We start from the raw sequence: 21,790 nt of genomic DNA, 5'->3' as shown, positions 1-21,790 counted from the left end.
CTCTCCGTACCGGCAGGCCCCCGTTACGATCCGCGCATGGAGCCCCAGCTGTCGCACCGCGTCGAAGGCGCTGTCGCCACCGTCGTCATCCGCAACCCGGCCAAGCGCAACGCCATGACCGCCGCGATGTGGCGGACCCTCCCGCCGCTGCTGGACGAGTTGGCGCACGACCCCGGCGTGCGGGCGCTGGTGCTCACCGGTGAGGGCGGGACCTTCTGCGCGGGCGCGGACATCAGCACGCTGCAGGGCTCCCCGGAGGAGGCACAAGGGCTCGCCGTGGCCGCCGAGGAGGCGCTCGCCGCATTCCCCAAGCCGACCGTGGCCGCCGTGCGCGGGCACTGCGTGGGCGGCGGGGCCCAGCTCGCCGCGGCCTGCGATCTGCGGCTGGCGGAGGAGGGTGCGCTGTTCGGGGTGACTCCGGCGCGCCTCGGCATCGTCTATCCGGCCTCCTCGACCCGCCGGCTGGTCTCGCTGGTGGGCCCGGCCGCCGCCAAGTACCTGCTGTTCACGGCCGAGTTGATCGACACGGGGCGGGCGCTCGGCTGCGGGCTGGTGGACGAGGTGCTGCCGGAGGGCGAACTGGGCAAGCGGGTCGCGGAGTTGGCCCGGGTCCTGGTCTCCCGCTCGCAGCTCACGCAGGCCGCCGCGAAGGAGTTCACGGGCGGCCGCACCGACCGGGACGCCCACTGGGCGCAGGTGGCCCGTGGCAACCCCGACACCGCGGAGGGGGTCGCCGCGTTCCTGGAGCGCCGGCAGCCGGGCTTCACCTGGAGCGTGTCTACCTCAGGATGAACCGGCTCCGGGCACGCAACTGCTCGACGAGGTGGGCGGGGGCCTTGCGCGGCGACCCGGCGGCGTAGGGCGGCTGCGGGTCGTACTCCGTGGCGAGCTGGACGGCCTGGGCGTGCTCGTCGCCGGCGATGCGGCCGGACAGGGTGAGGGCCATGTCGATGCCGGCGGAGACACCGGCTGCGGTGACGTACTTCCCGTCCGACACCACCCGCTCCTGCACCGGTTCGGCGCCGAACCGCTTCAGCTGGTCGAGCGCCAGCCAGTGCGAGGTCGCGCGCCGGCCGTCCAGGAGGCCCGCGGCGGCCAGCAGCAGCGAGCCCGTGCACACCGAGGTGGTCCAGGTGCTGGTCGCGTCGACATCCCGCAGCCAGTCCAGCAGGGGCCGGTGCTCCATCAGGTCGTTCTGCCCCGGGCCGCCCGGTACGACCACCAGGTCCGGCCGCGTGACCTCGGCCGGCGACCGGTCGGCCACGACCCCGAGCGCCCCGGTGTCGGTACGGACGGGACCGGGGCGCTCGGCGACGAACACGGTCTCGGCGTCGGGGAGGCGGGAGAGGATCTCGTAGGGGCCGATGGCGTCGAGGGCGGTGAAACGGTCGTAGACGACGATGGCGATCTGCATGGTGTGTCCCTTCTGAGGGCGGTTGTCACGGGCAGCGCGCGTGGTCGGGGGCGGACGACAGCGGGCCGTGGCGAGGCGGAAGCGTCAGGCGCCGGCGAGGCCCTTTTGCGGTCGCCGGCTCCGGGGGGACTTCGGTGCGCAGCTGCCGGCCACAACGGGGCGGTTACGGCTCTCCCCGGGTGATGGCTTGCCGTCGGTGGCTGATGCGGCCGTAGGCCGGGAATCAGGGGGCCATGGCCGGGTGGAAGCGGCGGCGGTACTCGGCCGGGGCCGTGCCGAGGGCTTTGACGAAGGCGCGGCGCATGGCCTCCGGGGTGCCGTAGCCACTGGCGCGGGCGACCCCCTCGATGGTGTCGGGGGTGTCCTCGAGCAGGCGGCGGGCGTGTTCCAGGCGGACCCGGTCGACGTAGCGGCCGGGGGTCATGCCGGTCTCCTCCCGGAAGGCGCGCGCGAAGTGGCGCGGTGAGAGGCGGGCGCGGGCGGCGAGCGCGTCGACCGTCAGGTCGCCCGCCGGATGCTCGGTGATCCAGCGCTGGACCTCCCGCAGCGGTGCGCGCTGCGCGGTCTGCGCGGCGAGCTGGGCGCTGAACTGCGCCTGGTTGCCGGGCCGGCGCAGGAAGACCACCAGATGCCGGGCGACGGCGAGCGCGACGTCCCGGTCCAGGTCCTCCTCGACCAGGGCCAGGGCCAGGTCGATGCCGGAGGTCACCCCGGCCGAGGTGGCGACGCGCCCGTCCCGGACGAAGATGGGCTCCGGGTCCACGGCGACGGCCGGGTGGTCGCGGGCGAGCGTGTCGCAGTAGGCCCAGTGGGTCGTGACCCGGCGGCCGTCGAGGAGACCGGCGGCGGCGAGCAGGATGGCGCCCGTGCACACCGAGACCAGGCGCGGGACGCGCGGTGCGCGGGCGCGCAACCAGTCGATCAGCCGGGCGTCCGGGTGGCGCGTGCCCTGACCGCCGGGCACCAGGAGGGTGTGCGGGTCGGCGGCCGTGGTGAGCGCCTCGTCGGGTACGAGGGTCAGGCCGCTGGAGGTGCGCACCGGGCCGCCGTCCAGGGAGGCCGTACGGACCCGGTAGGTGCCCGGCGTGTGCTTCTCGGCGCCCGCGAACACCTCGAGCGGCCCGGTGACGTCGAGGCTCTGCACGCCGTCGAAGAGGACGAAGAGGAGGGTTCGCCGGGCCACGTCCTCGATGGGCTGCGTCATGTCCTCGATTCTTCGCCACCCGGCGTGTGGCCGCAATGACACGTTTCCCACCTTTTCTGCCATGGGCGGCGCCGCCACGGCCCATGGGCGGGCGGCGTCCGAGGTACCCGGTGACGGACAGCGGATCCGGAGAAAAGGAGATGTTCCGTGTTCAGCGCCCTCGCAGACGTACCGCGCCGGATCGGCGGGGCCGTCGCCACCGTGGTCACGCTGCCGTTCCGGGCGCTCGCCCGGCTGTTCGGCGGGGCCTCCTCCACCGCGCGCGGCAGCCGGGCCTGATAATCGGCCCGGCGCCCGGGCGGCCCGCCGGAGTTGCCGCCCTGATCCCCGGTTGTCGGTGTCACCTGCCACAATTGCCGCGCAACCTCAGTGGAGAAGGCGGTACGGGATCGTGACGACACCCGGATCCATCGGAGCAGGATCCATCGAAGGCAGGATCGCCGAGGAACTCGGCGTACGGGAGCGGCAGGTGAAGGCCGCGGTGGAACTGCTCGACGGCGGTTCGACGGTGCCCTTCATCGCCCGCTACCGCAAGGAAGCGACCGAGATGCTCGACGACGCGCAGCTGCGCACGCTCGAGGAGCGGCTGCGCTATCTGCGGGAGCTTGAGGAGCGGCGGACCGCGATCCTGGAGTCGGTGCGCGAGCAGGGCAAGCTCACCGACGAGCTGGAGGCGCGCATCCGCGGTGCCGAGACCAAGGCGCGGCTGGAGGACATCTACCTCCCGTACAAGCCCAAGCGACGCACCAAGGCGCAGATCGCGCGCGAGGCCGGTCTGGAGCCGCTGGCGGAGGGTCTGCTGGGCGACCCGTCGGTGGAGCCGCTGGCGGCGGCGGCCGCGTTCGTGGACGCCGACAAGGGCGTCGCCGACCCGCAGGCCGCGCTGGAGGGCGCCCGGGCGATCCTCACCGAGCGGTTCTCGGAGGACGCCGACCTGATCGGCGAGCTGCGCGAGCGCATGTGGGTGCGCGGGCGGCTCGCCGCGAAGGTGCGGGAGGGCAAGGAGGAGGCGGGCGCGAAGTTCGCCGACTACTTCGACTTCGCCGAGCCGTTCACCGAGCTGCCCTCGCACCGCATCCTGGCGATGCTGCGCGGCGAGAAGGAGGAGGTCCTGGACCTCGTCCTGGAGCCGGAGGAGCCCACGGAGGGCCCGTCCTCGTACGAGGGGATCGTCGCGAACCGGTTCGGGATCGCCGACCGGGGCCGTCCCGCCGACAAGTGGCTGACGGACACCGTCCGCTGGGCCTGGCGTACCCGCATCCTCGTCCACCTGGGCATCGACCTGCGCCTCAGGCTGCGGACGGCCGCCGAGGACGAGGCGGTGAACGTGTTCGCGGCGAACCTGCGCGATCTGCTCCTGGCCGCCCCGGCCGGCACCCGCGCGACGCTGGGCCTGGACCCCGGTTTCCGTACGGGTGTGAAGGTCGCCGTGGTCGATGCGACCGGCAAGGTCGTCGCCACGGACGTGATCTACCCGCACGTCCCTGCGAACAAGTGGGACGAGGCCCTCGCCAAGCTGGCACGGCTCGCCGGGGAGCACGCGGTCGAGCTGGTCGCGATCGGCAACGGCACGGCCTCCCGCGAGACCGACAAGCTCGCCGGTGAACTGATCGCGAAACACCCGGAGCTGAAGCTCACCAAGGTGATGGTGTCCGAGGCGGGCGCCTCGGTGTACTCGGCCTCGCAGTACGCCTCGCAGGAACTGCCGGACATGGACGTGTCACTGCGCGGCGCGGTGTCCATCGCCCGGCGCCTGCAGGACCCGCTGGCCGAGCTGGTGAAGATCGACCCGAAGTCGATCGGTGTCGGCCAGTACCAGCACGACCTGTCCGAGGTGAAGCTGTCCCGCTCGCTGGACGCGGTCGTGGAGGACTGTGTGAACGGCGTGGGCGTGGACGTCAACACGGCGTCCGTGCCGCTCCTCTCGCGGGTGTCGGGCATCTCCTCCGGTCTCGCCGAGAACATCGTGGCGCACCGGGACTCCAACGGGCCGTTCACGTCCCGCTCCGAGCTGAAGAAGGTGGCGCGGCTCGGCCCGAAGGCGTACGAGCAGTGCGCGGGCTTCCTGCGCATCCGCGGCGGCGCCGACCCGCTGGACGCCTCCAGCGTGCACCCCGAGGCCTACCCGGTGGTCCGCCGCATGGTGAAGACTTCCGGCCAGGAGGTCGCCTCCCTCATCGGCAACACCGGCGTGCTGCGCTCGCTGAAGCCCGCCGAGTTCGTGGACGACACGTTCGGTCTGCCGACCGTGACGGACATCCTGAAGGAGCTGGAGAAGCCGGGCCGCGACCCGCGTCCCGCGTTCAAGACGGCCACCTTCAAGGAGGGCGTGGAGAAGATCGCCGACCTGTCCGCCGGGATGGTCCTGGAGGGCGTGGTGACGAACGTGGCCGCGTTCGGCGCGTTCGTGGACGTCGGTGTCCACCAGGACGGACTGGTGCATGTCTCGGCGATGTCGAAGACGTTCGTCAAGGACCCGCGTGATGTCGTCAAGCCGGGTGACATCGTCAAGGTGAAGGTCCTCGACGTGGACATCCCACGCAAGCGGATCGCGCTCACTCTGCGCCTGGACGACGAGGCCGCGCCGCAGGGACAGGGCGGCGGCCGGCAGCAGCGCGGTGGCGGCGCCCGGCCGCCCCAGCAGCGGCAGGGCGGCGGCCAGGGCCGGCGCGAGGGCCGCGGCGGTGACCGGGGCGGCCGCGAGGCGCCGGCACCGGCGAACAGTGCGATGGCGGACGCGCTACGCCGCGCGGGCCTGCTGGATCCGAAGAAGCGGTGACCCTGCGGGGCTTCCCGGTCGGCTGAAAGGGCACCCTCCACAGCGGAGGGTGCCCAGCGCCCCGAAGGGGCGCTGGAACTGCGCGACCAGCCCCGACGACGCCGCAGACGAACGACGGCGCATCGCGGGCCCGCTCAGCGCATCGGGGCAGGCTCGGCGCATCGCGGCCCGCTCGGCGCATCGCGGCTCGCTCAGCGGAGCGCTACCGCTCCGTCACCTTGCCGTCCGCCACCTCCAGCCGCCGGGTCACCCGGACCGCGTCCAGCATGCGCCGGTCGTGGGTGACCAGGAGCAGGGTGCCCTCGTAGGAGTCGAGGGCGGACTCCAGCTGTTCGATGGCGGGCAGGTCGAGGTGGTTCGTCGGCTCGTCCAGGACGAGGAGGTTCACTCCGCGGCCCTGGAGCAGCGCCAGCGCGGCGCGGGTGCGTTCGCCCGGGGAGAGGGTCGCGGCCGTGCGCAGGACGTGATCGGACTTCAGGCCGAACTTGGCGAGCAGGGTACGGACCTCGACCGGCTCGGTGTCGGGGACGGCCGCGCAGAACGCGTCCAGCAGGGTGTCGGTGCCGTGGAAGAGCCCGCGGGCCTGGTCGACCTCGCCGACCAGGACGCCCGAGCCGAGCGCCGCATGCCCCGCGTCGAGCGGGACGCGGCCGAGCACGGCGCCCAGCAGCGTGGACTTGCCGGCGCCGTTCGCCCCGGTCACCGCGACCCGGTCCGCCCAGTCGATCTGCAGGGACACCGGACCGAAGGTGAAGTCGCCGCGCCGGACCTCGGCGTCCCGAAGCGTCGCCACGACCGCGCCGGAGCGCGGGCCGGCGGCGATCTCCATGCGCAGCTCCCACTCCTTGCGCGGCTCCTCGACCACCTCGAGGCGCTCGATCATGCGCTGGGTCTGCCGCGCCTTGGCCGCCTGCTTCTCGCTGGCCTCGCTGCGGAACTTGCGGCCGATCTTGTCGTTGTCGTTGCCGGCCTTGCGCCGGGCGTTCTTCACACCCTTGTCCATCCAGGACCGCTGCGTCTGCGCGCGGTCGTGGAGGGCGGCCTTCTTGTCTGCGAACTCCTCGTAGTCCTCGCGCGCGTGCCGGCGCGCGACCTCGCGTTCCTCCAGGTAGGCCTCGTAGCCGCCGCCGTAGAGGTTGATCTGCTGCTGGGCCAGGTCGAGTTCGAGGACCTTGGTGACCGTGCGGATGAGGAACTCGCGGTCGTGGCTGACGACGACCGTGCCGGCGCGCAGGCCGGTGACGAAGCGTTCCAGGCGCTCCAGGCCGTCGAGATCGAGGTCGTTGGTGGGCTCGTCCAGCAGGAAGACGTCGTAGCGGGACAGCAGGAGCGAGGCGAGCCCGGCGCGGGCCGCCTGGCCGCCGGACAGCGCGGTCATCGGCTGGTCCAGGTCCACGGCGAGGCCGAGCGAGTCGGCGACCTCCTCCGCCCGCTCCTCCAGATCGGCGCCGCCGAGGCCGAGCCAGCGCTCGAGTGCGGTCGCGTAGGCGTCGTCGGCGCCGGGCGACCCGTCCACGAGGGCCTGCGTGGCCTCGTCCATGACGCGCTGGGCCTCGGCGACACCGGTACGTCGGGCCAGGAACTCCCGGACGGTCTCCCCCGGCCTGCGTTCCGGCTCCTGCGGCAGATGACCGACGGTCGCGGCCGGCGGGGACAGCCGCAGCTCGCCCTGTTCGGGCGGGGTGAGTCCGGCGAGCAGCTTCAGCAGGGTGGACTTGCCCGCGCCGTTGGCACCGACGAGACCGATCACGTCGCCGGGCGCGACGACGAGGTCCAGCCCGGAGAAGAGGGAACGGTCGCCGTGCCCGGCGGCGAGGTTCTTGGCGACGAGGGTGGCAGTCATCAGAACGCCGATCCTAACGGGCCCGCCGCCGCACCTCAGCCCGGTTTCCGGGTGGCTCGCGCCCCGCGCCGCAGCGTCGGTTCCCGGGGGCCCCACGCGCCAGAGCCTCCGTTTCCCGGTGGGCCGCTGGGGCATCTCGGCTCCCTGGACTCCCGGTGGGGTGCTCCGGACATCTCCCCCCGGCGCTCGCGGGTGGCACACCCCCGCGCCTCAGCCCCGCCCCCGCGCCTCAGCCCCGCCCCCCGTCGGTGACCGGCGCCGCGAGTACGCCGCCCGTCGTGCGGGCGACGACGTAAGCCTCGCCCTTGACCGCCTTCGGGTCCAGCGGGACGCGGTGCCGGCCGGGCTCCAGGATGCCGTCGAACACCTCGCGGGTGTGGGTGCGGTAGAGCCGGTCGAGCCGGTAGGCGCTGATCCGCACCCGGCAGGCCGAGGTCACCTCGACGTCGGCGGTGCTGCCGGCGACGGCCAGCCCCACGAGCCGGCGCTGTGGGAGCGGGCTGCGGTCGAGGGCGTGCTCGATCTGGGCGACGAGCAGCGGCACGATCGGGGCCAGGCCGTCCACCCGGGCGATGTCGACGCCGGCGCGCTCGAAGGCCTCCAGTACGGCGGCTCGTTCGGCCTCCCCGACCGCGCGGCCGAAGGCGACCGCTCCGTAACCGCGCAGTTCCTCGGCGGGAACGGCCCGGGCGTCCTGGGTGATGTCGGCGCCGATCCCGATGGCGCGCAGCGCGGCGGCCAGCTTGGCGAGGACCGCGACCCGGGCTCCGATCAGCAGCACCCGGCGGCGGGGCGCGGCGGAGCTTTCCATCAGGGCCCCGAGTGCCGCGCGGTACTCGGCGCCCTTGAACCGGAACGGCCCTATGCCGTGGTAGCCGTTCAGCTCCAGGTCGGCGTGCTCGTCCGTCTGCCAGGCGAAGTCCCGCCAGATGTAGTCCTCGCCGTCGCGTTCGATGACGGCGGTGACCGCCCCGCAGGCCAGGTCCGCGCACTCGGGGCAGCCGTAGATGACGAACCTGCCGTCGGGGAGCGGGGGTTCGGCCTCCAGGAGCAGTGCGCGCACCTGCGCGGTGAAGATGGCGGGCGGGATGTCCGAGGCGAGCGGGGAGACGGCGTCGAGGTCGGACAGCCGGAACAGCAGCGGACGGCCGTCCACGACGAAGTCCACGAAGTCGCGGTGGACCTGGTAGCCGCCGTCGGCGAGCACACCGCCGGCGCGGATCGCCGGTGCCAGGTCGAAGGTCGCGTATGCGGCAGACATGCTGTGAGTATCCCCACACCGGCACGGATGTGAGCGCGGCATGTCAGAGTCGTCCGGACAGGGCCTATCGTCCTGGCGTGGACAGCGAGCCGAGTGACGAAGTGATCGTGGTCGGGAGCGGGGTCGCCGGACTGACGACGGCCGTGGTCCTGGCGGAGTCCGGCCGCCGGGTACGGGTGTGGGCGCGGGAGCCCGCCGAGCGTACGACCTCGGCGGTCGCGGGCGGCCTGTGGTGGCCGTACCGCATCGAACCCGAACCGCTCGTCGGTGCCTGGGCGCTCGCGTCCCTCGCCGTGTACGAGGAGTTGGCGGACCGGCCGGACGAGACGGGCGTACGCCTGGTCGACGGCGTACACCGGGGGACCCGGCTGGACGACCTGGGCACCTGGGCGGGGCGGGTGCCGGGGCTGCGCGCGGTGGCCGACGGTCTTGCGGCGCGGCTGCCGGTGATCGACATGCCGGTGCATCTGGCGTGGCTGCTGGACCGGCTCGCGAAGGCGGGAGGCGTGGTGGAAACGCGCGAGGTGACGGACCTCGCCGCGGTGCCGGCGCCGGTCGTCGTCAACTGCACGGGTCTGGGCGCGCGTTCGCTGGTGCCGGACCCGGCGGTACGTCCGGTGCGCGGGCAGCTGGTGGTCGTGGAGAACCCGGGGATCACGACCTGGTTCACCTCCGTCGACCACTCCTCCGACGCCTCCACGTACTTCATCCCGCAGCCGGGCGGTCTGCTGCTCGGCGGTACGGCGGAGGAGGACGACTGGTCCCAGGAGCCGAACCCGGCCACCGCCGCGGCGATCGTGGCGCGGTGCGCGGCGGTCCGACCGGAGATCGCACAGGCACGGGTACGGGACCACCGGGTGGGGCTGCGGCCGGCCCGCGACGCGGTACGACTGGAACGTCAGCCGCTGCCGGACGGACGCCTGCTGGTGCACAACTACGGCCACGGCGGGGCCGGGATCACGGTGGCGTGGGGGTGCGCACGGCAGGCGGCGGGGTTGGCGCTCCCCGCCGCCTGAAGGGGGCCCTCGCGGCGACCGGGCACCGGTGGGCGCAGCGCCGGCGGCCCTCGAGGCCGACGGCACTGCGGCTCCCTCAGGGGCGCGGGCTGCGTTCGATGTGTGGCTCCGCCGCGTGGGCGCGACGAGCCACGACGGACCCCCACCCGGCAACGGTCAGGTACCCCAGGCCGCCCCCGTCAGTTCTACGGGATGTGCCGGCCCGCGCGGGGTGCGCCGACTCCCTCCAGCGTGCCCGGCGCGGGCGCCGTCGCCGTGCTGCCGGACGTGGCACGGTCGAACGCGGACGCCCCGCCGACCAGCGGAAGGTCGGCCGTCGTACCCGACAGCGAGACCGTCAGCGTCGGTTTCGTGGCCGGTGGGTCGATCAGATCCTTGTCCGTGCCCGCGATGATCAGCGCCAGCCGGTGCCCCTTGGGGACGACGTGGTCGGTCGCCGCCAGACGCAGAGTCATCGTGTACGCCTTGCCCGGAACGAGCGGCACGCCCTTGCCGAGCGAGGCGTAGTGGCCGAGGTCGGCCCAGCCGCGGCTGAACACGGTGTAGTCGACCTTGGCCGTCCTGGCCGCGGTCTCCTTGAAGCAGGCGCTGTCCCCGGCCGTGCTCTCGCCCCAGCAGGTGCGGTCGCCGAGGGTGGTGATGCCCTCGGCGGCGTCGGCGTAGTCGCGGATGGTGTCCGGGCCCAGGTCGACCAGGACGGCGGACAGGTGGGCCGAGGCGGTGGTCGGTGTGGCGGTCACCGTCACCGTGGACGAGCCGGACAGGCGCAGGTCGTGGCTGAGCGGCGCGGTCAGGAAGCCCGCCTTCTCCGGGGTCGGCGTGGCGAGGTGGGCCGCCCAGTCGGTCTCGCTCAGCTTCGGGTCGTCGGTGAAGGTCTCGCTCCCGGTGGCCGGGCGCAGGCCGAGCGTGCCGACGCCCGCCTCGGTGCCGGGAGCCGGGTGCACAACGGTGGTACGGGTGGTCTGCGGCGGCCAGACGCGGGAGGTGACCCACTGGTCGGGGTGGCGCTCGATGTCGGCCATCGGCTCGCGGTCGATGCCGTTGCCGTAGCCGAGGAGTTCATGGTCGAACCAGCGGTGCAGGGTGTCCACCCAGGCGCCGCGCCGGTAGTCGAAGGGGTCGACGTGCCCGGTCTGGGACAGCCAGATCTTGCGGTGCACACCGTGCCGGGCCAGCGCGTCCCACCACTGCCCGAAGTGCTTGGTACGCACGTTGAGGTCCTGCATGCCGTGCACCAGGAACACGCTGGCGCGCACCTTGGCCACGTCCTTGACGTAGTCCCGCTCGGTCCACAGCGGGGTCCAGTCGCCGCTGCGCGGGCTGCCGTCGGCGAGCTTCTTGTGTACGGCCGCGCAGTGGGCGTGCGCCGCGTCGCTCTCGACGTAACCGGCCAGTTCGTCGGGGCCGCCGTCGTAGAGCGGGGCGCCCTGCGCGAAGTAGTAGTCGTACCAGGAGGAGATGGCGCTGATCGGGACGATGGTCCGCAGGCCCTTGACGCCGGTGGCGGCGACGCCGTTGGCGATCGTGCCGTCCCAGCTCTTGCCGATCATGCCCGTCCGGCCGTTGGTCCAGGTGGCTGTGACGGTCTTCGTTCCGGTCCGGCTCGTGTACGCCGTGGCGCGGCCGTTCAGCCAGTCGACGACGGCCTTCGCGGACTGGATGTCGGAGCGGCCGCCGACGTCGACGCAGCCGTCGGAGCGATTGGTGCCGGCGAGGTCGACGCCGACGAACGCGTAGCCCCGGGGCACGAAGTAGTTGTCGTAGAACAGCGGCATCTGGACGACGTGACCCTGCGGGTCGTACGTCTTGACCTGGCTCTCGTTGCCGCGTCCGCAGCAGGAGTAGTAGGGGCTGGCGTCCATGATGACGGGCACCTTGCGGCCCTGCCGGGCGGGTTCGGCGGGCCGGACGATGTCGGCGGCGACCCGGTCGGTGTGGCCGTCGCCGTCCTCGTCGAGCCCCGTGTCCACCCACACGGACTCGCGGACGGCGTGGGCGTAGGAGTAGACGGGCCGGCTCTCGAGCGGGGTCCGGCCGCCTCCGGCGGCGGCCTGTGCGGCGGACGGGGTGAGGAGGGCGGCCGTCAGGATGGCGGCGACCGCGGTCGCGAGCGCTCTCCAGATCGTGAAGCGCGTGCGTATGAGGGTGCGTATCGGCATGCGCGGACGGTACTCCGGTGAACTCCCGTACAGAAGACGGGTTTACGGCGATCCGTGGGCTCGTGACGGCCGAATGGCGATCGTGTGACAGCAGGGGCCATGGACAGGCCGGGGGCCACAGGGACTGAATAGGCTCCGTACAGAGTTCCCCGAACGGACTTTCCCAACGGACATGCAGTCCCGACGACTTGGAGCTGACGTGCACCGCAGAATCATCGCGCCGGGCGCACTGGCGGCGGCCTCCCTCCTGCTGGCGATCCCGGCATCGGCCGCGAGCTACTCCCCCGGCGCGCCGGGCATCGGCGACCCCTACTACCCGTACTACGGCAACGGCGGCTACGACGTCTCGCACTACGACCTCAGGCTGCAGTACCAGCCGACGACGGACGAGTTGCAGGGCACGGCGACGATCCTGGCGAGGACCACGCAGGACCTGTCCAGTTTCGACCTGGACTTCCTGCTGGACGTGAGCGAGGTGCGGGTCAACGGCGCGAAGGCCGCCTTCACCACCTCCGGGCAGCACGAGCTGGTGATCACGCCGAAGACGCCGCTGGCCAAGGGCACGCCGATCACGGTGGTCGTCCGCTACAGCGGGGTGCCGTCGACGAAGAGCGCCTACGGCTTCAACACCTGGCACCGTACCCCCGACGGCGCGATCGCGGCCGACGAGCCCGAGGCCGCCTGGTGGTGGTTCCCGAGCAACGACCACCCGAGCGACAAGGCCACCTACGACGTGTCGGTGGCCGTGCCGGACGGCACCCAGGCCATCTCCAACGGCACGCTGCAGTCGAGCAGTTCGAAGCTGGGCTGGACCCGCTACTCCTGGCGGCAGAACAAGCCGCAGGCGACCTATCTGGCCACCCTCGCCATCGGCAAGTTCGACATCACGACCAGCACCTCCGACGGCGGGGTGCCGGTCATCAACGCCTACAGCAAGGACCTCGGCGACAACGACGGGGCCGCGCGGGCGAGCGTGGAGCGCACCGGGGAGATCGTGGACTGGCTGAGCGGCTACTTCGGGCCGTATCCGTTCAGCACCGCGGGCGGTTATGTCCCGAACACCACCACCGGGTACGCGCTGGAGACCCAGACGCGCGTCTACTACAGCCCGAAGCAGTTCGCGAACGGCTCCAACACCTCGGTGGTCGTGCACGAACTGGCCCACCAGTGGTACGGCGACGACGTGTCGCTGAAGGGCTGGAAGGACATCTGGATCAACGAGGGCTTCGCCCGGTACGCGCAGTGGCTGTGGTCGGAGCACGAGGGCGAGGGCACCACGCAGGAACTCGCCGACTACGTGTACGCCTCCCACCCGGCCGACGACGCGTTCTGGACGGTCGAGCCCGGCGACCCGGGCCCGGACGACCAGTTCGACATCGCCGTGTACGACCGCGGGGCGCTCGCCGTCCAGGCGCTGCGCAACGAGATCGGTGACGACGCGTTCTTCCGCATCCTGAAGGGCTGGCCGCAGGAACACGCGTACGGCAACGCCTCGGTGGCCGACTTCCAGAAGTACGCCGAGCAGGTGTCCGGCAAGCCCCTCGCGGCGCTGTTCGACACCTGGCTGTTCCAGCCGTCGAAGCCGGCGGCGCCCGCGGCGCGCGCACTGGTCAAGACGGGCGGGACCGTCACACAGCCGAAGTCGTGGAAGAGGATCGAGGCGACGAACGACATCCACGACGCGCACTGAACCGGCACTGTTCAGGGTCTCGCTTCCGCCGCCCGCCTGAGCAGCTCGTCCTGGGCTATCGACTCGGCACGGGAGGCCGGGACGGTGCAGGCGTACGCACCCGCGACCGCGCCGTAGCGGGCGCAGGTCTCGGGCGGCTCGCCGGCGAGGCGGCCGTAGAGGAACGCGGCGGCGAAGGCGTCGCCCGCGCCGTTGGAGTCCACCACCGGCGCGGGCGGCACCGCCGCGGGCACGCGGGTCAGCTCGCCGTCGGCCAGCAGATACGCGCCCTCGGCTCCGGCGGTGGCGACGACCACCTCCGCCCGGCCCTGCTCGGCGATGCGCCGCATGGTGCGCTCGGGGTCGGTCAGGGCCGCGGCCGACAGGAAGACGACGTCCGCCGCATGGGCGAACGGCTCGTGGTAGGCGTTCTCGCCGTCCCAGTCGTGCAGATCCGTGGACAGAGGTACGCCCGTCGCGGCCAGGACCGGCAGGGCCTCGGCGCAGGGCTGGGTGATGGTCACGTGCACATGCCGGCTCGCCCCGGCCAGCGCGCGCAGCGTCTCGGGTGGGAAGAGGTCGCCGGGGCGGGCCCGGCTGGTGTCGTACAGGGACAGGCGGCGGCCGTCCGGACCGACGAGGTTGACCGCCCGTTTGGTGCCGGCGGGCTGCGGGAGTGCGGTCAGTCCGATGCCGTGCTCGCGGTGCAGGGCCCGCACGAGGTCGCCCTCGGGGTCGGCCCCCAGCAGGTCGAGGTGGTGGGTGCGCAGGCCGAGTGCGGCGAGGCCCAGCGCCACGAAGTCGCCGGTCTGCCCGGCTCGGGTGCGGATGCCGGAGTCGATCATGTAGCTGTCGGCGTACGGGAGGGGCAGCTCGGGGACGTGGATGATCGTGTCCACACCGGCTCCGCCCAGCACCAGGACGTCCGCCGCAGGGGTCTGTGAGCTCATCCGCCGCCCTCACCATGGTCGTACACGGTCACCTCGATGCCGCGCTTCACCAGCCGCTCGGTGATGAACGGCTCTTTGCGGGACCAGGTGCCGCCCGCAAGGCCGCAGCCTATGCGGGGCATGTGCACGGACGCGCCCAGTTCGATCACTTCGCCGGCGAGCCGGTCCGGACCAGCTGGACCGCGCCCAGGCCGAAGTCGTCGTGTGCGCGGTCGCGGTGCCAGGCTCTGTGCGCCGTCTCCGGCTCCGGTGGCGTCACCCCGGACATACGTGATCTCCGACATGACGCCACCGTGGGCGATGCCACTGACAGTGGCGTTGAGCTGCTACTTCGTCAGCTCCGTGAGCTCCTGGTCGGTGTTCTTCGACACCCGGCGGCGCACGCCGAACCAGCCAGCGACCAGCATGACGGCGATCACCGGAATCAGCAGGATGGTCTTCCGGCCGACGTCGGGGTCGTTCCACATCATGCCGAGGCAGATCAGCAGGAACGCGATCGTGGCGATCTCGGTGACCGGGCTGAACTTCAGCTGGAAGTGCGGCCGGGTCGCCAGGCCCGCACGGGCGCGGCGGACGAAGATCATGTGGCAGAGCATGATGATCACCCAGGTGCTGATGATGCCGAGGGAGGCGACGTTCAGCACGATCTCGAAGGCCTGGCTCGGCATCAGGTAGTTCAGGCCGACGCCGAGCACACAGACCGCGCAGGTCAGCAGGATGCCGCCGTAGGGCACCTGGCTGCGGTTCATGCGGGCGGTGAACTTCGGGGCGGAGCCCGCCATGGCCATGGAGCGCAGGATGCGGCCGGTGGAGTACAGGCCGGAGTTCAGCGAGGACATGGCGGCGGTCAGGACGACCAGGTTCATCACGTCACCGGCCGCGGGGACGCCGATCTTCGACAGGACCGTGACGAACGGGCTCTCGTCGGCGGAGTACACCGAGCCGGGCAGCAGCAGGGCGAGCAGCACGACCGAGCCGACGTAGAACAGGCCCACACGCCACATGATCGAGTTCACCGCGCGCGGGACGACCTTCTCCGGCTCGGCGGTCTCGCCTGCGGCCACGCCGACCAGCTCCAGTGCGGCGTAGGCGAAGATCACGCCCTGCATGACCAGGACGACCGGCATCGCGCCGTGCGGGAAGAGTCCGCCGTGGTCGCTGATGACGCTCAGGCCGGGGGTGTGGCCGCCGACCTTGTGCTGGGTGGCGAGCAGGAAAATGCTGATCAGCATGAAGCCGACGATGGTGGCGACCTTGATGATCGCGAACCAGAACTCCATCTCGCCGAAGATCTTCACCGAGATCAGGTTCACGGCCAGGACCACCGCGAGGGCGATCAGGGCGAGCACCCACTGGGGAATGCTGGTGAACATGCTCCAGTAGTGCGTGTAGAGCGCGATCGCGGTGATGTCGGCGATGCCGGTGGTCGACCAGTTCAGGAAGTACATCCAGCCGGCGACGTAGGCGCCCTTCTCGCCGAGGAACTCGCGCGCGTAGGACACGAAGGACCCGGAGGACGGGCGGTACAGGACCAGCTCGCCGAGGGCCCGGACGACGAAGAAGGCGAAGACGCCGCACACCAGGTAGGCCAGGGCGAGTGCCGGGCCCGCGTTGTGCAGGCGGCCGCCGGCGCCCAGGAGGAGTCCGGTGCCGATGGCGCCGCCGATGGCGATCATGTTGACGTGGCGGGCCTTGAGGTCCTTGCTGTAACCGGCGTCGCCCGCGTCCGCGGGCGTCTGGGCCGCCTGGGTGGGGGCGGTGACCTGTGCCGATTCCACGGCGTCCTTGCTCACGGGTGGTTCACTTCCTGGTGCGCCCGGACCTCGTGGGTCCGGGGGACGTGCAGGGCTCGGTCCGCACCACCCTGTCGAGTCGCGGCACAGACCAAGCCAGCAGCTTCCCAGATGGATCCACCCCTACGCGGTGGCCCATGTCACACAGCGTTACTTCTCACATGATCAACGCAGAGTCCACATGACGTTCACCCGGGGTTTCACACCATTGGTGAGACAGTGATACTGCTGCACATGACGACCGATGCCGGGGAATCGCCCCTCACCGTCGACGAGCTGGCCGCCCGGGCGGGCGTCACGGTGCGCACCGTCCGGTTCTACGGCAGCAAGGGTCTGCTGCCGCCCCCGGTGATCGGGCCGCGCCGGGTGGGGCACTACGGGCCGGACCATCTGGCGCGGCTGGCCCTCATCGAGGAGTTGCAGCAGCAGGGCATGACCCTGTCGGCGATCGAGCGTTACCTCAGGCAGCTGCCCGCGGACCTCTCCCCGCACGAACTGGCCATCCACCGCGCGGTGGTCGCGTCCTGGGCGCCGGACGCGGCCGACACGCTCTCGTGGGAGGAGCTGGAGCGGCGGGCCGGACGGCCGCTCGCCGCGGAGGACGTGGAACGGCTGGCGGCGATGAACGTCCTCAAGGAGGCCGAGGGTGCGGAGGGCGGCACCTTCCGGGTCGACTCCGGGCTGCTTCGGCTCGGTGTGCAGCTGCTCGACGTACCGCTGTCGCACGAGGTGATCCTCGCGGCGCGCAAGGTGCTCGTCGAGCACTCGCGCGCCGCGGCTCACGAGCTCTCCCAGCTCTTCCGCGGCGAGGTGGAGGAGCGTGACGCCCGGGATGTGAAGTCCCTGTCGGCGCACATGCACCCGCTGGTGGTGCAGGCGCTGCTGACGACGTTCCAGCGCTCGCTGCGGGAAGAGCTGAGGGAGTGGGTCACCCGGCCGGAACCGGCCGGGCCCGGCTCAGGAGCGGACTGAATCGGCGAACGGCTCCCCCTTCTCGGCCTTCTCCACGAGCAGCGCGGGCGGGGTGAAGCGCTCGCCGTAGGCCTCGGCGAGCTCCCGCGCGCGGGCCACGAATCCGGGCAGGCCCCCTTCGTAGCCGTTGATGTACTGGAGCACACCGCCGGTCCAGCCGGGGAAGCCGATGCCGAAGATCGAGCCGATGTTGGCGTCGGCGACCGAGGTCAGGACGCCCTCCTCCAGGAGGCGCACGGTGTCGAGCGCCTCGGCGAAGAGCATCCGCTCCTGCATGTCCCGGAACGGGATCTCACGGCCGGGCTCGGTGAAGTGCTCGCGCAGGCCCGGCCAGAGTCCGGCCCGCTTGCCGTCCTCGGTGTAGTCGTAGAAGCCGGCGCCGCCGCTGCGGCCCGGGCGGCCGAACTCGTCCACCATGCGGTCGATGACCGCCTCGGCCGGGTGCGCGCTCCAGGTGCCGCCCGCCTCCTCCACGGCCCGCTTGGTCTCGTTGCGGATCTTGCGCGGGAGGGTGAGGGTCAGTTCGTCCATGAGGGAGAGAACCTTGGCCGGATAGCCCGCCTGGGCGGCGGCCTGCTCCACGGAGGCGGGCTCCAGCCCCTCGCCGACCATGGCGACGCCCTCATTGATGAAGTGGCCGATCACGCGGGAGGTGAAGAAGCCGCGCGAGTCGTTCACCACGATCGGCGTCTTGTTGATCTGCCGGACCAGGTCGAAGGCCCGGGCCAGAGCCTCGTCGCCGGTGCGCTCGCCCTTGATGATCTCCACCAGCGGCATCTTGTCGACCGGGGAGAAGAAGTGCAGCCCGATGAAGTCGGCCTGGCGCTCCACGCCCTCGGCGAGGGTGGTGATGGGCAGGGTGGAGGTGTTGGAGCACAGCAGCGCGTCGGGCGCGACGACGGACTCGATCTCCTGGAACACCTTGTGCTTGAGCGCGGTGTCCTCGAAGACGGCCTCGATCACCGCGTCGCAGCCCGCGAGGTCGGCGGCCTCGGCGGAGGGCGTGATCCGGGCGAGCAGGGCGTCCGCCTTCTCCTGGCTGGTACGGCCCTTGGCGACGGCCTTGGCGCACAGCTTCTCGGAGTAGCCCTTGCCCTTGGCCGCCGCCTCCAGGGAGACGTCCTTCAGGATCACGTCGATGCCGGCACGGGCGCAGGAGTACGCGATGCCGGCGCCCATCATGCCGGCGCCGAGGACGGCGACCTTGCGCACCTGGCGGCGCTCGATGCCCTTGGGCCGGTTGGCGCCGGAGTTGACGGCCTGGAGGTCGAAGAAGAACGCCTGGATCATGTTCTTGGCGGTCTGCCCGGTGACCAGCTCGGTGAAGTAGCGGGTCTCGATGGTGATCGCGTTCTCGAAGTCGACCTGGGAGCCCTCGACGGCCGCGGCCATGATGTTGCGCGGGGCCGGGTAGGGGGCGCCGTTCGTCTGCTTGCGCAGATTGGCCGGGAACGCGGGCAGGTTGGCGGCGAACCTCGGGTTCGCGGGGGTGCCGCCCGGGATCTTGTAGCCGGGGAGGTCCCAGGGCTGGTGCGACTCGGGGTGGGCGTCGATGAAGGCGCGGGCCTTGGCCAGCATCTCCTCGGCGGTGCCGGCCAGGTCGTGGACCAGGCCGTTCTCCAGGGCGCGGCGCGGGTTGTACTGGGTGCCCTGGAGCAACACCTTCAGCAGCGCGTCCGTGATGCCCATCAGGCGCACGGTGCGGGTGACGCCGCCGCCCGCCGGGAGCAGGCCGAGGGTCACCTCGGGCAGGCCGATCTTGGAGCCGGGTGCGTCCAGGGCGACGCGGTGGTGGGAGGCGAGCGCGATCTCGTAGCCGCCGCCGAGGGCCGCGCCGTTGATGGCTGCGACGACCGGCTTGCCGAGGGTCTCGATGCGGCGCAGCGCGTTCTTGATCTCGGTCGCGGTGTCGAAGACCTGCTGGGCGTCCTCGGGACCGGCCTTGATCATGTCCTTGAGGTCGCCGCCCGCGAAGAAGGTCTTCTTGGCGGAGGTGTAGATGATGCCGCGGATGGAGTCCTTCTCGGCCTCCGCGCGCGCGGCGATCGCCGTGATGGAGGCGCGGAACGCCTGGTTCATGGTGTTCGCGGACTGGTTGGGGTCGTCCAGGACGAGGGTGACGACACCGGTGTCGTCCTGCTCCCAGCGGATGGTGGTGCTCTCGGTCATGACAGTCGTCTTTCGTTGAGGTCCGGTGTTTCCGCGGGGAGTTCAGATGCGCTCGACGATGGTGGCGATGCCCATGCCGCCGCCGACGCACAGGGTGGCGAGGCCGTAGCGCTTGTCCTGGCGCTCCAGTTCGTCCACGAGGGTGCCGAGGATCATCGCGCCGGTCGCGCCGAGCGGGTGGCCGAGGGCGATGGCGCCGCCGTTGACGTTGACCTTGTCCAGGGACAGACCCATGTCCTTCACGAAGCGCAGGACGACCGCCGCGAACGCCTCGTTGATCTCGACCAGGTCGATGTCGTCGATGGTGAGGCCGGCCTTCGCCAGGGCCTTGCGGGTGGCGGGGGCGGGCCCGGTGAGCATGATGGTGGGCTCGGAGCCGGAGACGGCGGCGGAGACGATGCGTGCGCGGGGGGTGAGGCCGTAGCGCTCGCCGACCTCCCTGGAGCCGATGGCGACGAGCGAGGCGCCGTCGACGATGCCGGAGGAGTTGCCCGCGTGGTGGACGTGGTCGATCTTCTCCACCCAGTGGTACTTCTGCAGCGCGACGGCGTCGAAGCCACCGAGTTCGCCGATGTCCGCGAAGGACGGCTTGAGCTTGCCGAGGGAGTCGGCGGTGGTGCCGGGGCGCAGGTGCTCGTCGTGGTCGAGGACGACCAGGCCGCTGCGGTCCTTCACGGGGACGACGGAGCGCTCGAAGCGGCCCTCCTTCCAGGCGGTGGCGGCGCGCTCCTGGGACAGGGCCGCGTACTCGTCGACGTCCCGGCGGGAGAAGCCCTCGATGGTGGCGATCAGGTCGGCGCCGATGCCCTGCGGGACGAAGTTGACGGCGAGGTTGGTCATCGGGTCGTTGAACCAGGCGCCGCCGTCGGAGGCCATCGGCACCCGGGACATGGACTCCACGCCGCCCGCGAGGACCAGGTCCTCCCAGCCGGAACGCACCTTGGCCGCGGCCAGGTTGACGGCCTCCAGGCCAGAGGCACAGAAGCGGTTCTCCTGCACACCGGCGACCGTGTCGGGCAGTCCGGCGGCGATCGCGGCGATCCGGGCGATGTCGGAGCCCTGGTCGCCGACCGGTCCGACGACACCGAGCACGATGTCGTCGACGGCGGCCGGGTCGAGGCCGGGGAAGCGGTCGCGGATCTCGTGGATGAGGCCGACGACCAGGTCGATGGGCTTGGTGCCGTGCAGGGCGCCGCTCGCCTTGCCGCGGCCGCGCGGGGTGCGGATCGCGTCGTACACGTACGCTTCGGTGCTCACTGGGGTGCCTTTCGGGGTGGGCCGGGTCGGTCGGCGTCGGTGACCGGGTCGTCGTTCACGGGTGCGGGTGTCCCCCAGTCCCGCGCCACCGCCTCCGTGTCGGCGCCCGGCAGGGCAGGCCCGGTACGGACGGACGTGGGGGTGGCGGAGAAGCGGGGGGCGGGGGCCGGCTGGGTGATGCCGGCGTGGTCGGTGAAGGTGCCGCGTGCGGCCAGGTGCGGGTGGTGCGGGGCCTCGCGCAGGGACAGCACGGGAGCCACACAGGCGTCGGTTCCCTCGAAGAGGGCCGCCCACTCGTCGCGGGTGCGGGACTTGAAGCGGGCGGCGACGCGCTCGCGCAGCTCGCCCCAGCGGCTGACGTCCTTGTGGGCCGGTGCCAGGTCGTCCAGGTCGAGCAGACGCAGGAACTCCGCGTAGAACCGCCCCTCCAGGGCGCCGACCGCCATGTACTTGCCGTCGGCGGTCTCGTAGGTGCCGTAGTAGGGGCAGCCGCCGTCGAGAAGGTTGGCGGCGCGCCGGTCCTGCCAGCCGCCGGCCGCGAGCATGCCGTGGATCATCGCCGAGAGGTGGGCCGTGCCGTCGACGATGGCGGCGTCGACGACCTGTCCGGTGCCGGTCACGCGCGCGTGGTGCAGGGCGGCGAGGACGCCGACGACCAGGTAGAGAGAGCCGCCGGCGTAGTCCCCGAGCAGGTTGGCGGGGAAGACCGGGGCCTCCTCCGGGCGGCCGGTCATGCCGAGGGTGCCGGTCAGCGCGATGTAGGCCACGTCGTGGCCCGCGCGGTCGGCGAGCGGGCCGTCCTGACCCCAGCCGGTCATGCGGCCGTAGACCAGGCGCGGGTTGCGGGCGTGGCACTCCCCGGGGCCGACGCCGAGGCGCTCGGCGACACCCGGGCGGTAGCCCTCCATGAGGATGTCGGCCCGCTCGGCGAGGTCCAGCACGCGCGCGGGGCCGTCCGGTGCCTTCAGGTCGACCACGACCGAGCGCTTGTTGCGGTTGGTGACGTCGTACGCGGGGTCGATGCCGAGGCCGGGGCCGCCCGGCCGGTCCACGCGGACCACGTCCGCGCCCAGGTCGGCGAGGAGCATGGCGGCGAACGGGCCCGGCCCGATGCCGGCCAGCTCGACCACGCGCACCCCGGAGAGCGGCCCGCCGCCCGGCGCCGCCGGCGTCCCTGCCGTCGTCATGCGTCCAGCCCCCAAGGGTGTGTGACACAACTGATGTAACACCGGTGATGCTAAGAACGTGTTCCACCGGACACAAGACCTAACGAGCAAGCGCTTAGTCAAGTGCCCGGACCGGCA

General features: G+C 71.9%; 16 protein-coding genes and 1 pseudogene. 6 read left to right on the top strand and 11 right to left on the bottom strand.

Features of this window, described 5'->3' with window-relative positions:
- The first annotated feature begins 36 nt into the window (after positions 1 to 36).
- On the top strand, positions 37 to 792 hold the full coding sequence (locus tag SRB17_RS07700) for an enoyl-CoA hydratase/isomerase family protein (RefSeq protein ID WP_153536178.1): 756 nt from the start codon (positions 37 to 39) through the stop codon (positions 790 to 792).
- On the opposite strand, the gene SRB17_RS07695 is transcribed toward SRB17_RS07700, so the two are convergent.
- Both SRB17_RS07695 and SRB17_RS07690 read right to left on the bottom strand, forming a co-directional pair.
- Positions 779 to 1,414: a DJ-1/PfpI family protein gene (locus SRB17_RS07695; RefSeq protein WP_153536176.1), complete on the bottom strand. Its 636-nt coding sequence runs from the start codon at positions 1,412 to 1,414 to the stop codon at positions 779 to 781. The two genes, SRB17_RS07700 and SRB17_RS07695, sit on opposite strands and share 14 nt — an antisense overlap.
- A 223-nt stretch (positions 1,415 to 1,637) precedes the next feature.
- Complete coding sequence (locus SRB17_RS07690; RefSeq protein ID WP_416237045.1) at positions 1,638 to 2,597, bottom strand: GlxA family transcriptional regulator; 960 nt, start codon at positions 2,595 to 2,597, stop codon at positions 1,638 to 1,640.
- Positions 2,598 to 2,765: 168 nt separating this feature from the next.
- Between SRB17_RS07690 and SRB17_RS47505 the strand changes: the two genes are divergently transcribed.
- Both SRB17_RS47505 and SRB17_RS07685 read left to right on the top strand, forming a co-directional pair.
- Positions 2,766 to 2,897, top strand: coding sequence for an LPFR motif small protein (locus SRB17_RS47505; protein WP_323375156.1), 132 nt, complete (start codon positions 2,766 to 2,768; stop codon positions 2,895 to 2,897).
- A 112-nt stretch (positions 2,898 to 3,009) separates the two neighbouring features.
- Positions 3,010 to 5,397, top strand: coding sequence for a Tex family protein (locus SRB17_RS07685; protein WP_323375155.1), 2,388 nt, complete (start codon positions 3,010 to 3,012; stop codon positions 5,395 to 5,397).
- Between the two features lie 202 nt (positions 5,398 to 5,599).
- Here the strand turns inward: SRB17_RS07685 and SRB17_RS07680 are convergent, their stop codons facing one another.
- Both SRB17_RS07680 and SRB17_RS07675 read right to left on the bottom strand, forming a co-directional pair.
- Positions 5,600 to 7,240: an ABC-F family ATP-binding cassette domain-containing protein gene (locus SRB17_RS07680; protein ID WP_153536170.1), complete on the bottom strand. Its 1,641-nt coding sequence runs from the start codon at positions 7,238 to 7,240 to the stop codon at positions 5,600 to 5,602.
- 229 nt (positions 7,241 to 7,469) lie between these two features.
- Positions 7,470 to 8,501, bottom strand: coding sequence for an oxidoreductase (locus SRB17_RS07675; protein ID WP_153536168.1), 1,032 nt, complete (start codon positions 8,499 to 8,501; stop codon positions 7,470 to 7,472).
- 101 nt (positions 8,502 to 8,602) lie between these two features.
- Between SRB17_RS07675 and SRB17_RS07670 the strand changes: the two genes are divergently transcribed.
- Positions 8,603 to 9,517 (top strand): FAD-dependent oxidoreductase, encoded by a 915-nt coding sequence (locus SRB17_RS07670; protein WP_416237044.1) that lies wholly within the window; start codon positions 8,603 to 8,605, stop codon positions 9,515 to 9,517.
- Between the two features lie 185 nt (positions 9,518 to 9,702).
- On the opposite strand, the gene SRB17_RS07665 is transcribed toward SRB17_RS07670, so the two are convergent.
- Positions 9,703 to 11,676, bottom strand: coding sequence for a Xaa-Pro dipeptidyl-peptidase (locus SRB17_RS07665; RefSeq protein ID WP_153536164.1), 1,974 nt, complete (start codon positions 11,674 to 11,676; stop codon positions 9,703 to 9,705).
- Between the two features lie 199 nt (positions 11,677 to 11,875).
- Between SRB17_RS07665 and SRB17_RS07660 the strand changes: the two genes are divergently transcribed.
- The gene (locus SRB17_RS07660) at positions 11,876 to 13,366 is read left to right on the top strand and encodes a M1 family metallopeptidase (RefSeq protein WP_323375153.1); all 1,491 of its coding nucleotides are present in this window, start codon (positions 11,876 to 11,878) and stop codon (positions 13,364 to 13,366) included.
- Between the two features lie 11 nt (positions 13,367 to 13,377).
- On the opposite strand, the gene SRB17_RS07655 is transcribed toward SRB17_RS07660, so the two are convergent.
- The 3 genes and pseudogenes from SRB17_RS07655 to SRB17_RS07645 all read right to left on the bottom strand — a co-directional run bounded on the left by SRB17_RS07655 (position 13,378) and on the right by SRB17_RS07645 (position 16,088).
- Positions 13,378 to 14,295: a PfkB family carbohydrate kinase gene (locus SRB17_RS07655; protein WP_153536160.1), complete on the bottom strand. Its 918-nt coding sequence runs from the start codon at positions 14,293 to 14,295 to the stop codon at positions 13,378 to 13,380.
- Positions 14,292 to 14,545, bottom strand: a pseudogene (locus SRB17_RS07650) (Appr-1-p processing protein); the annotation flags it as partial. The pseudogene SRB17_RS07650 and the gene SRB17_RS07655, both read right to left, overlap by 4 nt.
- 76 nt (positions 14,546 to 14,621) lie before the next feature.
- Complete coding sequence (locus SRB17_RS07645) at positions 14,622 to 16,088, bottom strand: amino acid permease (protein WP_323375152.1); 1,467 nt, start codon at positions 16,086 to 16,088, stop codon at positions 14,622 to 14,624.
- 234 nt (positions 16,089 to 16,322) lie between these two features.
- On the opposite strand from SRB17_RS07645, the gene SRB17_RS07640 reads away from it, so the two are divergent.
- On the top strand, positions 16,323 to 17,060 hold the full coding sequence (locus tag SRB17_RS07640; protein ID WP_153536156.1) for a MerR family transcriptional regulator: 738 nt from the start codon (positions 16,323 to 16,325) through the stop codon (positions 17,058 to 17,060).
- Here the strand turns inward: SRB17_RS07640 and SRB17_RS07635 are convergent.
- Genes SRB17_RS07635 through SRB17_RS07625 form a run of 3 tightly spaced genes read right to left on the bottom strand, consistent with a single transcriptional unit; the run spans position 17,046 to position 21,673 of the window.
- Complete coding sequence (locus SRB17_RS07635; protein WP_153536154.1) at positions 17,046 to 19,229, bottom strand: 3-hydroxyacyl-CoA dehydrogenase NAD-binding domain-containing protein; 2,184 nt, start codon at positions 19,227 to 19,229, stop codon at positions 17,046 to 17,048. The two genes, SRB17_RS07640 and SRB17_RS07635, sit on opposite strands and share 15 nt — an antisense overlap.
- Positions 19,230 to 19,271: 42 nt before the next feature.
- Complete coding sequence (locus tag SRB17_RS07630; protein WP_323375151.1) at positions 19,272 to 20,486, bottom strand: acetyl-CoA C-acetyltransferase; 1,215 nt, start codon at positions 20,484 to 20,486, stop codon at positions 19,272 to 19,274.
- The gene (locus SRB17_RS07625) at positions 20,483 to 21,673 is read right to left on the bottom strand and encodes a CaiB/BaiF CoA transferase family protein (RefSeq protein WP_153536152.1); all 1,191 of its coding nucleotides are present in this window, start codon (positions 21,671 to 21,673) and stop codon (positions 20,483 to 20,485) included. The genes SRB17_RS07630 and SRB17_RS07625 overlap by 4 nt, the downstream gene beginning before the upstream one ends.
- Between the last annotated feature and the right edge of the window lie 117 nt (positions 21,674 to 21,790).

The organism is Streptomyces sp. RB17 (genome assembly GCF_009604455.1).
Taxonomy (GTDB): Bacteria; Actinomycetota; Actinomycetes; order Streptomycetales; family Streptomycetaceae; genus Streptomyces.
This window is presented reverse-complemented; position numbering and strand designations above follow the sequence as displayed.